The 16,070-nt window shown below is 59.7% G+C and carries 13 protein-coding genes and 3 tRNA genes; 3 read left to right on the plus strand and 13 right to left on the minus strand.

Translation table 11 applies throughout. The features are described 5' to 3' along the window. Positions 1-8 precede the first annotated feature (8 nt). Entirely contained in the window at positions 9-965 is a 957-nt protein-coding gene (gene nrfD, locus ACZ9IL_RS09160) for a cytochrome c nitrite reductase subunit NrfD (RefSeq protein ID WP_476003229.1), read from the plus strand. A 438-nt stretch (positions 966-1,403) separates the two neighbouring features. On the opposite strand, the gene ccmI is transcribed toward nrfD, so the two are convergent. From ccmI to dauA, 9 genes are all read right to left on the minus strand, one after another. After that, positions 1,404-2,684, minus strand: coding sequence for a c-type cytochrome biogenesis protein CcmI (ccmI, locus tag ACZ9IL_RS09165; protein ID WP_476003230.1), 1,281 nt, complete (start codon positions 2,682-2,684; stop codon positions 1,404-1,406). After that, positions 2,681-3,160 carry a cytochrome c-type biogenesis protein gene (locus ACZ9IL_RS09170; protein ID WP_476003231.1) on the minus strand — a complete coding sequence of 160 codons (480 nt, stop codon included), beginning with the start codon at positions 3,158-3,160 and terminating at the stop codon, positions 2,681-2,683. Before ACZ9IL_RS09170 ends, ccmI begins: the two co-directional genes overlap by 4 nt. Before the next feature lie 11 nt (positions 3,161-3,171). Then, entirely contained in the window at positions 3,172-3,702 is a 531-nt protein-coding gene (locus ACZ9IL_RS09175; RefSeq protein WP_476003232.1) for a DsbE family thiol:disulfide interchange protein, read from the minus strand. 82 nt (positions 3,703-3,784) lie between these two features. Continuing rightward, positions 3,785-5,740, minus strand: a complete 1,956-nt coding sequence (locus ACZ9IL_RS09180; RefSeq protein WP_476003233.1) for a heme lyase CcmF/NrfE family subunit — start codon at positions 5,738-5,740, stop codon at positions 3,785-3,787. Positions 5,741-5,801: 61 nt separating this feature from the next. Continuing rightward, positions 5,802-6,293 (minus strand): cytochrome c maturation protein CcmE, encoded by a 492-nt coding sequence (gene ccmE, locus ACZ9IL_RS09185; RefSeq protein ID WP_476003234.1) that lies wholly within the window; start codon positions 6,291-6,293, stop codon positions 5,802-5,804. After that, positions 6,290-6,496, minus strand: a complete 207-nt coding sequence (gene ccmD, locus ACZ9IL_RS09190) for a heme exporter protein CcmD (protein ID WP_476003235.1) — start codon at positions 6,494-6,496, stop codon at positions 6,290-6,292. The genes ccmE and ccmD overlap by 4 nt, the downstream gene beginning before the upstream one ends. A gap of 2 nt (positions 6,497-6,498) precedes the next feature. Further along, on the minus strand, positions 6,499-7,239 hold the full coding sequence (locus tag ACZ9IL_RS09195) for a heme ABC transporter permease (protein ID WP_476003236.1): 741 nt from the start codon (positions 7,237-7,239) through the stop codon (positions 6,499-6,501). A gap of 586 nt (positions 7,240-7,825) precedes the next feature. Then, positions 7,826-7,913 (minus strand) — tRNA-Ser (locus ACZ9IL_RS09200). Positions 7,914-8,094: 181 nt separating this feature from the next. Further along, entirely contained in the window at positions 8,095-9,831 is a 1,737-nt protein-coding gene (dauA, locus tag ACZ9IL_RS09205; protein WP_476003237.1) for a C4-dicarboxylic acid transporter DauA, read from the minus strand. A 580-nt stretch (positions 9,832-10,411) separates the two neighbouring features. On the opposite strand from dauA, the gene ACZ9IL_RS09210 reads away from it, so the two are divergent. Together ACZ9IL_RS09210 and ACZ9IL_RS09215 are read left to right on the plus strand one after the other, a co-directional pair. Beyond that, positions 10,412-10,487 (plus strand) — tRNA-Asn (locus ACZ9IL_RS09210). A gap of 2 nt (positions 10,488-10,489) precedes the next feature. Continuing rightward, a tRNA-Asn gene (locus tag ACZ9IL_RS09215) sits at positions 10,490-10,565 on the plus strand. Positions 10,566-12,211: 1,646 nt separating this feature from the next. Here the strand turns inward: ACZ9IL_RS09215 and ACZ9IL_RS09220 are convergent. Genes ACZ9IL_RS09220 through ACZ9IL_RS09235 form a run of 4 tightly spaced genes read right to left on the minus strand, consistent with a single transcriptional unit; the run spans position 12,212 to position 16,034 of the window. Further along, positions 12,212-12,919 (minus strand): ABC transporter ATP-binding protein, encoded by a 708-nt coding sequence (locus ACZ9IL_RS09220; protein ID WP_476003238.1) that lies wholly within the window; start codon positions 12,917-12,919, stop codon positions 12,212-12,214. A gap of 8 nt (positions 12,920-12,927) precedes the next feature. Beyond that, on the minus strand, positions 12,928-13,821 hold the full coding sequence (locus tag ACZ9IL_RS09225) for an ABC transporter ATP-binding protein (RefSeq protein WP_476003239.1): 894 nt from the start codon (positions 13,819-13,821) through the stop codon (positions 12,928-12,930). Continuing rightward, a complete protein-coding gene (gene livM, locus ACZ9IL_RS09230) occupies positions 13,818-15,110 on the minus strand; it encodes a high-affinity branched-chain amino acid ABC transporter permease LivM (protein ID WP_476003240.1) in 1,293 nt (430 codons plus the stop codon). The genes ACZ9IL_RS09225 and livM overlap by 4 nt, the downstream gene beginning before the upstream one ends. A 9-nt stretch (positions 15,111-15,119) precedes the next feature. Continuing rightward, a complete protein-coding gene (locus tag ACZ9IL_RS09235; RefSeq protein WP_476003241.1) occupies positions 15,120-16,034 on the minus strand; it encodes an ABC transporter permease subunit in 915 nt (304 codons plus the stop codon). Between the last annotated feature and the right edge of the window lie 36 nt (positions 16,035-16,070).

Consider the following 16,070-nt stretch of genomic DNA (forward strand, 5'->3'; position numbering starts at 1 on the left):
GAGATCTGATGTGGCATAACGCTTTTCACTTCGAATCCCTGGTGTGGGATGGCCCCATCGCCATCTACCTGTTCCTGCTCGGCATCTCCGCCGGATCCTGCACCCTGTCGGTGCTGCTGCGCCTGCGCAAGGGGGTGGGTAGCGAGAGCGGCATCATCAAGGCGACCGCCATCCTGGCGCCGCTCAGCGTCATCATCGGGCTGATGTTGCTCATCCACCACCTGGCCCGTCCCTGGACCTTCTGGAAGCTGATGTTCCACTACCAGTTCGACTCGGTCATGTCCATGGGGGTCATGCTGTTCCAGGTCTATATGGCGGTGCTGTTCGCCTGGCTGGCGGTGGTGTTCAGAGCCGATATCGAGGGGCTGCGCCGCAAGCTGCTTGGTGACAAGCTGGCCTTCGTCGATGGCCTGATCGCTATCGTCGGCCGTGTCGAGCGCCTGCTCGCCCCTGTGCTGTTAGTGCTGGCGGCGCTGCTCGGCGCCTACACCGGCTTCCTGCTGTCCGCCTTGATAAGCTACCCCATGCTGCACAACCCGGTGCTGCCGGTGCTGTTCCTCATCTCGGGCGTGAGCTCGGGGGTGGCCTCCACCACCTTGCTGGCGGTCACCCTGTTCAAGGAGGACGGTCACAGCCAGGGGGTGAGCTTCGTGCACCGTTTCGAGCGCCCCGTGGTAGCGCTGGAGCTGTTGCTGCTGGCCAGCTTCTTCGGCGTGCTCTATGCCGCGGGCGGCCAGAGCGAGGTGGCGATGCAGGCGGCCATCGGCGGTGGCTTCTGGTCCAACGTCTTCTGGTTCGGGGTGATCGGGATCGGCATACTGCTGCCCCAAGTGCTGAGCCTCATCACCGGCAAGGAGAAGGCCCACCAGCCCTCCCACCTAGTGCTGCTGTGCAGCCTGAGCCTGCTGGGGATCCTGATGCTGCGCTACTTCATCCTCTACGCCGGGCAGATGACGCTGGTCTGACACCCGGCTGTTGAGACTGGATACAAATGTGGCGGGGAAACCCGCCCTTTTTATGCGCCGATATCTCCCTCGCCAGACGCACTTTGCGTGTCTGTCACGCCGCGCTTTCCTTCCCGATCGCTATGCTCCCCTCTCCTTCGATGGGTTAAGGCTCCAACCCCCGAAGGACAACCTCTTCTCCCTCACCATTGATGGCAATGCCTTTCCCCATGCCGATGGCAATTAAGAGCGAGTGGGTTGCTGCCCGATACGAACAGTGCCGAAGGACCGAGCCGTGCCGATAGGACGACATGATGGGCGATGCGGGAAAGATGGCTTGGCGCCGATGCTTGCCGGCAGGAGAGGATGGATTGTCAGGCGAGCCGACCAAGGTTGCGGGATAGCGGAGGTGGATGCAGAAAGATGGTCCGCCCCATGGGGAGGCGGACCTGGGAGATATCAGAGGGCGCGATCGATGCGGATGTCGATCGGCGCTGCCGGAACAGAGCTCGTCGGTATGGTGACGGAGATCCCTTCGAAGGCCCCCTCTTTGTTCATCACATCGCCACCCCGGGTCAGCCTGGCCTTGAATTGCAGCTCGGGGTAGGTGGAGAGCCCATTTCCTCCCATCATGCCATTGTCGTCACCCAGAGACAGGGAGACGGGGAACTGGGGGTTGGCGGCCTGCTTGACCGACACCGGCATGGAGGGTCCCTTGGGAACGATGGCAAACACGAACAGGTGAGCATCCTCCGGCAACTGAATGCCGGGGGCCAGCGTTATTTTCAGCGGAAAACCACCCGCTACCGGCGAGGGCTGTTGCTCTCCTGCCGGCTTGGTCTCTGCCCGGGACTGGGTAGCAGGAGTGGCAGCTGCCGGAGGCTCCCGCTCTCCAAGCTGCTGGCGTGCATAGGCCATGGATCGCTCCACCATGGCATAGCGAGCCGAGCCCTTCTCCAGCATGGGCAACATCTTCTGGAAGCGAGCCAGTGCAGTCTGGAAATCCTCCTGTTGCAGCGCCATGAAGGCATGGAGGGAGCGCGCCTCGATGTTTTTCGGATCCTGGGCGATGGCGATTTGCAGCAGTCGCTCCGCCTGCGCCTCCTCTCCCGTCATCATCAGCGCCTGGGCATAGGGGACGGCCACTTCCCCCTTCTTGGGGGTCAGCTCATAGGCCCGTTCCAGCGCCTCACGGGCCATCTCGGGATCGTTGCCATCCAGGGTCAGCCGACCCAGCAGCAGCCAGCCGCGATAATCGTTCGGCTCATCCTTGAGCCGCGTACGCAGCGCCAGCGTGAAGTCCAGCAGATCCTGCTCGGTCACCGCGCTGTCACGCTCCACCAGGATGCGGTTGCTGAGCTCCCCGAGCCGGCTGCTGGCATCCTGCCAGCGCTGCACCTCGGGCCAGGCACCCAGCTTGTAGTAAAGGCCGAGGCTCACCACCACCAGCACCAGCACGCCCGGGATCCACACCAGACTCTTGCCGCCACGGGCGGTCTGCTCCACATCGGGGATGTCGTCCAGCAGGCTGCGCTGCAGCTCCACCAGAGATTCCGACTCCTCCGCCAGCACCCCTTGCTCGCGCTCCTCGCCTATCTCCAGCAGGCGCTGGCGATAGAGCTGTTTGTTGAGCGCCGAGCGGCTGATGCTCTGGCTACCCTCACCGCGCCACAGCGGCAGGATCAGCGCCAGGCTCACCAGTACCAGCAGGGCCGCGATCACTATCCAAAAAGCGGTCATGGTTTCTCTTCCTCTTTGAGCAGGGCGGCCAGCCGGGCCTGCTCTGTCGCGCTCAGGGCGCTCTGTGCCTGGACGGCGGCGGGGGAACGGCGGCGGCTGCGCACCACCACAGTGGTGGCGCCGATGACGATGACCAGCAGCGGGCCGAGCCACAGGATCAGGGTCGAGGCCATCATGGGCGGGTCATACAGGATGAAGTTGCCGTAGCGGGCCACCATGTAGTCCACCACCTGCTGCTTGTCTTTCCCTTCGCGCACCATCTGGTAGGTCTTGTCCCGCAGGTCCTTGGCAAGCCCGGCGTTGGAGTCGGCGATGTCCTGGTTCTGACACTTGGGGCAACGCAGCTCCTTGGTCAGCTCGCGGAAGGTCTGCTCCTGGGCGTCGCTGTCGAAGGTGTAGACATCGATGGCGGCCAGCGCCTGACCGGCGCCGAGCAGGCCCGCCATCAGCAATAAAGAAGCAATCAGTGTTTTCATCTATGGCTCCCTTATTTCATGGCATCGAAGATGGGTTTGAGGGTCGAGGCCCAGACTTCGGGATTCACATCCCCCACATGGCGATAGCGGATGATGCCCTGACTGTCGATGAAGAAGGTCTCGGGCGCGCCGTAGACGCCGAGATCCAGCCCCAGCATGCCGTCGGGATCGTAGAGATTGATCTGGTAGGGGTTGCCGAGCTCCGCCAGCCACTTGATGGCCTTGTCCCGCTCGTCCTTGTAGTTCATGCCGACGATGTAGATGCCCTGCCCCGCCAGCTGTTTGAGGTAGGTGTGCTCCCCATAGCAGGTCGGGCACCAGGTCGCCCAGACGTTGAGCAGCATGGGGCGTCCCTTGAGGATGCTCCTGTCGTGCTGCTTGTCGAGGTCATAGATGTCCTGCAGGGTGAACATCGGCACCTCCTTGTCCACCATCACGGATTCGAGCTTGGTCGGATCGGAGTAGAGCCCCTTGAACAAGAACACGGCTCCCCCCAGAAACACCATCAGCGGCAGCAGAAATAACCAGGTTTTACGGCTCATGCCTTGTATCCCTCTGCACGGCAACCATGAAGGCAGTGCTTGTCATCAGAAAAGGTCAGAAACAAACACGTTTTACGATGATTCATGGCCTGGATTCCTCTTCACGACGGCCGAAACGATAGCGCTTGTCCAGCATCGCCAGCACGCCGCCGATGGCCATGAAGACGCCACCGAACCAGATCCAGCGGATAAATGGCTTGTAGTAGATCCGTACCGCCCAGGCACCGTTGTCGAGCTGCTCGCCGAGCGCCGCATAGAGATCCCGGGTGATGCCCGCATCGATGGCCGCTTCCGTCATCGGCATGCGACTCACGCGGTACATCCGCTTCTCGGGCTTGAGCAGGGCGACCTGCTTGCCGTCCTTGTGTACTTCCAGCACGCCCTTGAAGCCGTCGTAGTTGGGGCCGTTCTTCTCCTTGATGCCGATGAAGACGAACTCGTAGTCGGCGAACTGCACCCTGTCGCCTGCCTGCATGCGCAGGTCCTTCTCGATGCTGTAGTTCTGGGTGCAGGCGATGCCGATTATGCTGACCGCGAGCCCGACATGACCCAGGATCATGGCCCAGTGGCTGTTGCCGAGCTTGCGCACACCGGTGGCGAAGCCGTGCTTGTGGGTGGCGCGCACCCAGGTCTCCTGCACGCTGGTGACGATGATCCAGACGCCGAGACCAATGCCGAGCGCGGCCCAGGGTTTGAACTCCCCGGCCAGCAGCAACGGCAGCAGGAAGGCGGCGGCCAGGCTCAACACCAGCGCGAAGATCACCTTGCCCTTGAGCTCGCCAACGTCCTGGCGACGCCAGCGGAACAGGGGCCCCAGCCCCAGCAGCAGGGCGAACGGGATGATCAGCCAGCTGTAGATGTGGTTGAAGAAGGGGGTGCCGATGGAGATGCTACCGAGCCCCAGCTCCTTGTGCACCAGGGGCAGCAGGGTGCCGAGCAGTACGGTCAGCAGACCGGCTACCAGCAGGATGTTGTTGCCAAGCAGCAGGGTCTCCCGGCTCCACAGCGCGTGCTTGCCGTGGCTCTTGACCTGGGAGCCCTTGACGGCAAACAGCAGCAGGGAGCTGCCGATCACCGCCAGCAGGAAGCCGAGGATGAACAGGCCGCGGGTTGGATCGGAGGCGAAGGCATGGACCGACACCAGGATACCGGAGCGCACCAGGAAGGTGCCGAGCAGACTCAAGGAGAAGGCCGACAGCGCCAGCAGCACTGTCCAGGCCTTGAAGCTGGCGCGCTTCTCGCTCACCGACAGCGAGTGCAGCAGGGCGGTGCCCGCCAGCCAGGGCATGAAGGAGGCGTTTTCCACCGGATCCCAGAACCACCAGCCGCCCCAGCCGAGTTCGTAATAGGCCCACCAGGAGCCGAGCACTATGCCGAGCGTCAGGAACACCCAGGCGGCCATGGTCCAGGGACGGGACCAGCGCGCCCAGGTGGCGTCGAGCCGACCGGTCATCAGGGAGGCAATGGCGAAGGCGAAGGCCACCGAGAAGCCCACATAACCCATGTAGAGCATGGGCGGATGGAAGATGAGGCCGGGATCCTGCAACAGTGGATTGAGGTCGCGCCCATCCACCGGGAAGTACGGCAGGGTGCGGGTGAAGGGATCCGAGGTGAACAGCACGAAGGCGGTGATACCGATGGAGATGAGCCCCAGCACCCCCAGCACCCGCGCCACCGCATCGAGCGGCAGGCTACGGCTCAGCAGCGCCACGGCGGCGGTCCAGCCGCCGAGCGTCAACGCCCACAGCAACAAGGAACCCTCGTGGGCGCCCCACACCGCCGAGATACGGTAGGCGAGCGGCAGCAGGCTGTTGGAGTTGGTGGCCACATACTGCACGGTGAAATCGTTGTCGACGAAGGCCCAGGTCAGGCAGAGGAACGACAGCAGCAACAGCAGGAACTGGGCATAGGCGAGCGGCCTGGCCGCGGACATCATGCCGAGGCGACCCAGTTTGGCACCGAGCAACGGGTAACTGCCCAGCAGCAAGGCGGTGGCGAAGGCCAGGATCAGTGCAAATTGCCCTAATTCAGGGATCATGAACGACTTCCTTTCGATGGCGCGGCAAGGCTGGATAAACAGGGTGGCGGGACGAAGGACCTCATTGCTGAACGCTCTTCAACTGCGCCTCTGTGTATTGCGGCTTGAAGTGCAGGCCGTTAGTGGCATCGGCCACTTCCGGCGGCATGTAGTTCTCGTCGTGCTTGGCCAGCACCTCGAAGGCCTCCACCGTAGTGGCATCTTTGAGGGCGCCCTGGGCGACGATGCCCTGTCCCTCGCGGAACAGATCCGGCAAGATGCCGTCATATTCAACCGCGACCATTTTGCCGCCGTTGTCGATCAGCTTGAAGGTCACCCTGAGGCTCTGGGGATCCCGCGCCACCGATCCCGGCACCACCAGGCCACCGATGCGCAGACGCTGTCCCTCCTCCGGCTTGATCTTGTCCGGTCCCTTGCCTTCGACCAGCTCGCTCGGGGTATAGAAGAGATCGATGTTCTGGCTGAGGGCATAGAGCACCAGGCCAATCACGCCGGCGAGGCCGAGGCTGATGGCCAGGATGATGGTGAGGCGTTTCTTGCGTCTCGGGTTCATAGGGTGTTCTCCATCTGCCGGGCTGCCTGGCGGCGGGTCTCGCGCGCCTGCTTGCTGCGCAACTCATTGAGCAGGCTGCGGGTCTTCAACTGGGTGGTAATAATGACGCCGATGAGGCCGAGCGCGACGAAGCCATAGGAGAGCCAGACGTAGAAGGCGTAACCGCCCATGGCCATGAAGTCACTGAATGAGGCAAAGTGCATGCTTACTTCTCCTGCCTGGCGATGTCGGCGACCCAGGGGCGATGCCACTCCCGCATCAAGAGTTCATTGCGGAACCGCATCAGGGTCAGGGCGCCGAGGAAGGTCGCGAACGCCAGCATCATGATGAGCAGCGGCCACAGCATCTCGGGGGACATGGAGGGTTTGTCCATCTTGCTGATGGTGGCGCCCTGGTGCAGAGTGTTCCACCACTCCACCGAGTAGTGGATGATGGGCAGATTGATCACCCCCACCAGCGCCAGGATGCCGGCGGCACGTCCTGCCACCACCTTGTCGCTGAAGGTGTTGTAGAGCGCGATGACGCCGAGGTAGAGGAACAGCAGGATAAGCTCGGAGGTGAGGCGGGCATCCCAGACCCACCAGGTGCCCCACATGGGCTTGCCCCAGGCGGAGCCTGTCAACAGAGCCAGGGCAGTGAACAGGGCCCCCACCGGGGCCATGGCGGCCACCGTCATATCGGCCATGCGCAGCTGCCACACCAACCCGATGAAGGCGGCTACCGCCATAGTCGCATAAGCCCCCATGGAGAGCGCGGCGGCAGGTACATGGATGTAGATGATCCGAAAGGAATCCCCTTGCTGATAATCAGGTGGCGCAAAGGCCAGCCCCCAGACGGTGCCGACGACGAAGGCAAACAGGCTGGTCACGGCAAACCAGGGCAGCAGGGTCCCCGCCAGCCGGTAGGCTCGCTCGGGTTTGGCATAGGGGTGCAACCATTTCCACATAGCTCACAGAACCTTTCAGTTATTAATTATTAGTGGCGGGGCCTACCATACCCACTGCCGGAAAACATCACATCCCCTGCGAACGATAATCCACCATCCCCTTGATCTATCTCAACTAAGCCCCCTGAAACCAGCTTCATAAGGGACTTGTTGTATGACTCCCCGCCCGGCCACCAGACCGAGATGCGATGAGCAGACGGGTTAAACGGTGCAGGTCAGTGCCGGCGAACCAACCGAAGGCCCATCTGGTGATTGATACCATCGGGCTCAAGGTTGATGGCAAAGGGGAATGGAGAGGGTGCAAGCACGGCAAGGAGATAAGGTGAGACGGCGATGAGGGTGCAGAGACGGAAGCGAGCCAGGGATCGCAGTCTATGGAAAGCAGGGGCGTTTTGATCCAGAGGGGAGCACGGACAGAGGAGGGCAAACCTGGGCCACACAACGTCTTCGGAAGAGGTGTAATAGCAGCCGCTTTGATGTTGGCCTGGGTAGATGATCGATCAACCCTGTCGATTCAGGGAGACATCATACAAGTGCCAGAAACGAAAAAACCCAATGAATTTCATTGGGTTTTTTCACTTCAATTTGGCGGTGAGGGAGGGATTCGAACCCTCGATACGTTGCCGTATACACACTTTCCAGGCGTGCTCCTTCAGCCACTCGGACACCTCACCAAATTTTGGTCTGTTGTTTAAGGTGTTCAGCCAACACCTGTTCGCCGCGCTGTTGCGCTGGAACGGGGCGTAATGTAAGGGATAGGCTCAGGCCGGTCAATCCTATTTTTTATCTTTTGCAGTCAATTGCTCAATAACCGAACCAAGTGGCCAAAAACAGGCCGTTCTCTATCCCTTTCACTCAATTTTCAGTCGTTTCGTGCAAGGGTTCCCCTTTGATTGCCTCCTCCAGCGAGCCGTAGAACTCCAGCTCACCGGGAATGGGGCGCACCTTGGCGCGGGCCAGGGTCTTGAGGGGCTGGAACTGCAGCTCGGCCACCCGCAATCTGACCCCTGCCTTGGCCATCCGTTTGGCAAACTGCTGGAAGGCGGCCAATCCGCCCGCATCCAGGATGGAGACCGCCTCCATCTGCAGCACTAGGGTCTCGTGCTCCCGCACCTCGGCCAGCAACTCGCCGAACACCCGTTCCGCTGCCGCGAAGAACAGGGGACCGTTGATCTTGTAGATCAGGGTATTGGCCGGCACCTCGCTGGCATAGCGCTTGTGTTCGGCCAGATTGTGCAACTTGGTCATCTTGGCGACCTCTCGCATAAACAGCAGCGAGGCCAGGATCACCCCGAAGGTGATGGCGATGACCATGTCGAAGATGACGGTGAGGGAGAGACAAACCAGTAGCACCAGCACGTCCGAGCGGGGCGCCCTGCGAATGAGATCCACCACCTTGTGGGCCTCGCTCATGTTCCAGGCCACCAGCAGCAACAGGGCCGCCATGGCGGAGAGCGGCAGCCAGGAAAGCCAGGGGGCTAGCACCAGAATGGCGGCCAGCACCACCAGCGCATGCACTATGCCGGAGATGGGGGACGTAGCGCCGGCCCGCACGTTGGCGGCGGAGCGCGCGATGGCAGCCGTCGCCGTGATACCGCCGAAGAAGGGAGCCAGTATGTTGCCAAGCCCCTGCCCCACCAATTCACCGTTGGAGCTGTGTTTGCGCCCCGTCATGCCATCCAGCACCACGGCGCAGAGCAAGGATTCAATGGCACCCAGCATCGCCATGGAGAAGGCGGCGGGCAGCAACCGCTGAATGGCGGCCAGATCCCAGACCACGGGGGCGCCATCAGGTCCGGGCAACGCCCAGGGCATCATCAGGGTCGGCGCTATGGGCGGTATCCCCATGCCCTGGGTGCCATCGGCCAGGGTATAACTGAACTTGCTGCCGATAGTCGCCACCTCCACCCCCATGGCGTGCAGGCCCACTCCCAGCCCGACCCCCACCAGTACGGCCGGCAGATGGCCAGGTACCGGCAACCGCAGCCGGGGCCAGAGCAGCAGCACCGCCAGGGTCGCCACCCCTACCAGGGTATCGCCCCACTGCCAACTCGGCAGTGCCTGAGCCAGGGCTTCGACCTTGCCGAGATAGGTTTCCGGCATCTCGGGCACCTGCAGACCGAAGAAGTCCTTGATCTGCAGGGTCGCTATCACTATGGCGATGCCACCGGTAAAGCCCAGGGTAACCGAAGGCGGAATGTACTCGATGAGGCGACCGAGCCGGGCCATGCCCATAGCCACCAGGAAGAAGCCGGAGATGAGGGTCGCCATCAGCAGGCCACCCACCCCGAACTGCTGGGCCACCGGATAGAGGATCACCACGAAGGCGGCGGTCGGCCCCGAGATGGAGAAGCGCGAGCCACCCGTCACCGCGATGACGATGCCAGCGATGATGGCGGTATAGAGGCCGTGTTGGGGCGGTACGCCACTGGCGATGGCCAGCGCCATGGCGAGCGGGATGGCGATGATGCCGACCGTGACACCAGCGATGAGATCGCGACCGAAGCGTGCAGCGCTATAGGGTTCGTCGAAACAGGATTGGCGCAATGCGATAGCCAGCTTCACGCCTTGTAAGGAAGCTTGATTGTGCATGTCTTGGGTAATACCAGAAGAGGGAGACAAAGGCCGGAGTGAACCGGCACCCGATCATCATCAAGGGCCGGCAGAGCCGTCGGCGCGGCGATGGTATCGAAGGCAACCATATCCGAGCCAGCCGGATAATTCGATGGGCAGGATCAAGAAATGACCATTAGCCCACAGTATTGCTGTCGATGGCCGGCATATCGCCGATGTTTATCACTATTCACCGATAATGGTTCGCCCATCATCAACGACTTGGGAGAGACCATGCCGACAACCCGGCGGCCCGCTCACCCCGGCATCGGCACCTTGAAAGGGCCCTGTGCAACCGGCATCTACTTCTCAACGCTGCGGCGGATGCCTCTTATCCGCACTTTGGCGCCACACTCGCCCAGTCAGGGTTTAGCAGACGAAACAGCACCGCCTAACTGGTGTCAGATAGCTATCCCAAGCTGCTGATTGTGCTGAAAATAGTCCACAACGGCCAAGTTTTGGGCAAACGGATCGAAAAGCCATTTTTTGCGCAGGGTTACGGGTTGACACCCGTCCGGGGGATCATTATCATCCGCACCGTCTCGATGAGACAGGCAATTCCTCCTTAGTTCAGTCGGTAGAACGGCGGACTGTTAATCCGTATGTCACTGGTTCAAGTCCAGTAGGAGGAGCCAATTCCCTCGTAGTTCAGTCGGTAGAACGGCGGACTGTTAATCCGTATGTCACAGGTTCAAGTCCTGTCGAGGGAGCCACATTTAAAGCCCAGTTTCACGACTGGGCTTTTTCACATCTATTTCTACCCAATTTCAGGCTACCCAAGCCTATTCACCACTCACTTACACATCCCTTTCCCCTGCCAGCAATCCAATCTCTGGTCTGTTTCTGCTCTTCTGAAAGCAAAGAGGATCCGACTCCGGTCCCTAACCGGTCAGCTCTGCCGTAGGTTTGCTTTCTGAGCCGGGCTGTCAGTCACTTCCCCCCTAACACCGAGCTCACGCACAAAACGCCTCCGGTCTTGGTTTCCGGTTTTTCTGCTGGAGGAGGCATGGGGATGTTCAGACCGGAGGCTGTGGCTGAAGTGCAGAGATGGAACAGATTGGGAGATGTAAGGCTCAGCCCTGGGCACGGCAGTAAGAATGGTAAGCGGGAAATACCGGAGCAGTGCTGGGCCATATCCGGTCGGCTGGGGGGATTTGGGGGCGATGAGAATTTAGAAAATTCGTGTCGGTGCTGGCGAGGTATCGGACCGTCACGCCGACGCGATCGTCGGCATTTGTGTTTTTTTGGAAAAAATTGTCTACGAGCCCCAAGTAAAGCCGTGCTGGATATTGCACTTATTAGCTGAATTCATCATGGCCTTTCGCTTGGTGATGAAATAGGTAAAAAATAATAATTCATATATTTCAAGTTGTTGTAGGTAAATCACCTGTTCGTGAGTGATGCTAAACTTAATGTTATGGTGAATTTCACCCTAATGCGCGGGGGTAAATTGCATGAACTTCATATCCTGCAAGCATGGCGTCAATATCCACTCCCTCTTGGCTGCTGGCCTCTTCTGCTTACTGCTACCTCAAGCCGCTAGTGCGACCTCTTGCACCTACCCCACAGATAGCCTCGGGATTAACGAATATCACTGTGATGACGATCATCAGGACACACTGCGTGTAGACCTCCTTGCTCAGAGCAAGAGTCCTAGCAGTTGGCACACTGACCCACTCGGCAATTTAAGAGGAACTGATGGTACTGTCCTTCGCAAAGATCCTGCTGGAAACTGGCGCAGCAGCCAGGGGATCATCTATCGGAAAGATGGTATAGGCCCACTCAAGAACCCCAGTACTGGCACCACCTGGCGCAAAGACCCACTCGGCAATATAAGGGGAGGTGATGGCACCGTCCTTAGAAAAGACTCGCTAGGAAACTGGTACAACAACGAGGGAGTCATCTATCGGAAAGACAATACCGGTCAATTTAAAGGTACTGATGGCACTGTATGTCGGCTGGATACGTTAAAGCAGCTTGAGTGCAAGTAGTGTTTTTAAAGTGTGGGCGACCCCCTTCTGACAGCGGCCAGCGGAAGACGATCAAGACGAATGCGGTAGCTAGCGAGGATGGCCAAAGCTGAAGTTAGGGAATGCGCGATAAGTCATTGAAAGGGAAATGTCGTTATGAGGTCAAATCCAGATTTGAACATCCCCAACACTATTCGACAGACAGCCAATCTCAGACCGCTGGTATCTCTGAAACAGTGGATAGTTTGCTGATAGGTACCAAGCACGGTACCAACAGCACAAATTAAAAAGATCACAAATCATATAGACCAGCCAGTGAATGGACTAATTCACATACTGTCGAGAGAGACATCTTAAAAAGCCCGCCCGGGAAACCAGGCGGGCTTTTGTCATTCTGTGCCCCCCAGATAAGCTCTGCGCACATCCTGATTGCCCAGCAATTCCTCACCAGTACCGCTTAGCCGGATCTTGCCGTTGACCATCACATAGCCACGATCGGACAGCTTCAGCGCATGATGGGCATTTTGCTCCACCAGGAAGATGGTCATGCCGCTCTGTGCCAGCTCCCGCAGCGTATGCAGGATCTGCTTCACCACTATGGGGGCAAGCCCGAGGCTCGGCTCATCCAGCAGCAAGAGCTTGGGGCGACTCATCAGCGCACGGGCGATGGCCAACATCTGTTGCTCTCCCCCCGACATCGTCATCGCCCTTTGCTCGCGGCGCTCTTTCAGCCGCGGGAATAAGTCGAACATGGCTTGCATATCCTGCGCCGCATATCGATCGCCGATGGGGATGGTGCCCATCAGCAGATTCTCCTCGACCGTCATGTCGGGGAAGATCCGCCGCCCTTCCGGCGCCTGGGCGATGCCCGCCGAAGCGACGAAGTGTGTCGAGCGATGACTGATCTCTTCGCCGCAGAACAGGATCTGCCCGCTGCGGATCCGTGGTTGGCCAAAGATCGACATCAGCAGCGTGGATTTCCCCGCCCCATTGGCGCCAATCAACGCCACGGTTTCCCCCTGATGCACCTGCAGACTGACCTGTTGCAGCGCCTGAATGGCGCCATAAAACACATCGACGTCACGAAACTCCAGCATAGCCCCACTCATGCGCAGGCCTCTTCATCATCATCGGTGCCAAGATAGGCGGCGATCACTTTTTCATCATGCTGAATTTGTTCGGGTTTACCCTCTGCAATCACATCGCCGTGATCCAGCACTATGATGTGGTCCGAGATCTCCATCACCATGCCCATGTCGTGTTCAATCAACAGCACCGTGATGCCGTGGTGGTCCCGCAGAAACCGGATGATCTTGCTGAGGGTGCGTGTCTCCACCGGGTTGAGTCCGGCGGCGGGTTCATCAAGGCAGATAAGCTCGGGGGCCGTGCACATGGCGCGGGCGATCTCCAGTCGTCGCTGCTGACCATAGGACATCTCCCCCGCCAAGCGGTTGGCGCAATCCACCAGATCCACCACCTCGAGCCAGTAAAACGCGCGATCCAGCGCGCGGCTCTCGGCACGCCGGTAGCCCGGGGTATTGAGCACGCCGGCCAGCAGGTTGCGGTTGACCTGCATGTGCTGGGCAACTAGCAGATTTTCCACCACCGACATCTCCCTAAACAGGCGGATATTCTGAAAAGTACGAGCCAACCCGGCACGATTTACCAGATGGGTACCGCCAAACATCTTGTAGAAGATGCGCTGCCCGAGCTGTGCGGGATTGACCCAATCCCCTGGCTGGAACTTCTGGCCGAGCACCTGGATCACGTTGGTCGTGTCATTGCGCGCATTGAAGAAAATGTTGCCGCCGGTCGCCCGATAGAAGCCGGTCAAGCAGTTGAACACCGTCGTCTTCCCTGCCCCGTTGGGGCCGATGAGTGCGGTGATGGAGCCGCGCCGCACCTCGAGGCTCACATCGTTCAGTGCCTTGATGCCGCCAAAGGAGATCATCAGATGCTCGACGTTCAGGATCATGTCGTTCGGCGTGCTGCTCGTCATGGCGCCACTCCTTTTCGCACCGCGAAGCCGCTGCGGTTGATGCGGATAAGACCCCGAGGCCGCCAGATCATCATCGCAACCATCAGCATGCCAAACAGCAGCACCCGGTACTCGGCGAAGCTGCGCAGCAGTTCAGGCGTGACGGTCAACACAAAGGCCGCCAGCACGACGCCGATCGTCGAGCCCATGCCCCCCAGCACGACGATGGCGAGGATCAGGGCCGATTCGAAGAAGGTGAAGGAGGTCGGGTTGACGAAGCCCTGATAGGTGGCAAAAAACACCCCGGCAATCCCTGCGGTGGATGCGCCGAGGGTGAAGGCGGACAGCTTGACCAGCACGTGGTTCAGTCCCATGGCGCGGCAGGCGACCTCGTCTTCCCGCAGCGCCTCCCAGGCGCGCCCGATCGGCATGCGGGTCAGTCGATGTTTGACGTAGAGCACCGCCACCACCACCAGCACCAGAATGGTGTAGATAAAGATGAATTTCAGGTTGGGGTCATAGGTCAGCTGAAAGAACTCGTGGAAAGGCACCCCGCCCTGCTCTTTGGCCCGCCGCCCAAACTCCAGTCCAAACAGCGTCGGCGCAGGGGCCGAAATCCCGTTGGGGCCACCGGTAAAGGCCAGCCAGTTGTTCAGGATCAGGCGGATGATCTCTCCGAACCCCAGGGTCACGATCGCCAGATAGTCGCCGTGCATGCGCAGCACCGGAAACCCCAGCAAGGCCCCTGCTGCCGCCGAAATCAACGCCGCCAAAGGCAACATCGACCAGAACCCCAGCCCAAGATATTGATAGCCCAGCGCGAGGCCATAGGCCCCGATGGCGTAGAAAGCGACATACCCCAGATCCAGCAAGCCGGCCAGGCCCACTACGATGTTCAGACCCAACCCCAGCAGCACATAGATGAGGCCGAGGATCGCCACCGTGAGCACATATTTGGTGGCAACGAAGGGGAAGCAGATGGCCAGCGCGAGCACCAGCGGAATGATCCAGCGCAGGGGATTCTTGTAGCCGGGATCCCGCACATAGACGCCCGAGTTATCGGTTTCAAAAAACGCAAGCAGGCGCGTCCCCGCAGCCGTGGTCAAAAACAGGCTCATCAGGAAGCGCCCCGCCATGACGGCCAGGATGATCCATATCAGCCGTTGTCCCGCAAAATTAAAGCTGTAGCCATCCAGCACCACGCCAACGATGGGGCCGAAGATGATCAGCGCCACCAGACCGGCAAAAATCGCATCCAGCGTGCAGCGCTTGAGTGAGAAGCCGTCGTGCGGCCTCGTCCGTGATGTCATGTTGCGCCCTCACACTTTGGTAATGATGGGGCGACCGAGCAGCCCCTGCGGACGGAAAATCAGGATCATCACCAGCAATCCAAACGAAAACACATCCTTGTAATCGGAGTTCACCATCCCCGAGAATTGCGCCTCCGCAATGCCCAGCACCAGCCCCCCCAGCATGGCGCCGGGCAGGGAACCAATACCCCCCAGCACGGCGGCGGTGAAGGCCTTGATGCCGATGATGAAACCGACGTAGAAGTCGAAGGTGCCGTAGTTGAAGGTGATCAGGACACCGGCCAGTCCCGCCATGGCGGCACCGATCACAAACACCAGCGAGATGATGCGATCCGTATTGATGCCGATGATCGAGGCCATTTTTCTGTCCTGTTGCACCGCCCGGCACATGCGCCCCAGCTTGGTATTACTGATAATCCAGGTGAGCAACAACATGCCCGCAAAGGAGGCGATCAGAATAAATACCTTGGTGTAGGTCACCTGCACAAAGCCGTCGTCGATGTGCAAACGGAATACCCCGTCGAGCAGGGTCGGTACCCCTTGCTGGCGCGGCCCCTGACTGATTTGTGCGTAATTTTGCAAAATTAATGACATGCCGATGGCAGAGATAAGCGGTGCCAGGCGGGTTGAATTACGCAGGGGTTTATAAGCAATGCGCTCTATGGTCCAGCCATATACCCCCGTCACCACTATGGTGAATACCAGGGTGCCGAGGATCAACAGTGGAAAAGAGTGAAGCCCGAAGAACGACAATAACGCCAAGCCAATGGCGCTGAGATAGGCGGAGATCATATATACCTCGCCGTGGGCGAAGTTGATCATGCCGATAATGCCGTAAACCATGGTGTAACCGATGGCAATCAAGCCGTAGACAGAACCCAGCGTTAATCCATTGATCAACTGTTGCAGGAAAAATACATCCATCCTAATACGCTCTCGTTATGGGTCGCGAGGACCTGG

Source organism: Aeromonas sp. TECH754 (assembly GCF_056279295.1).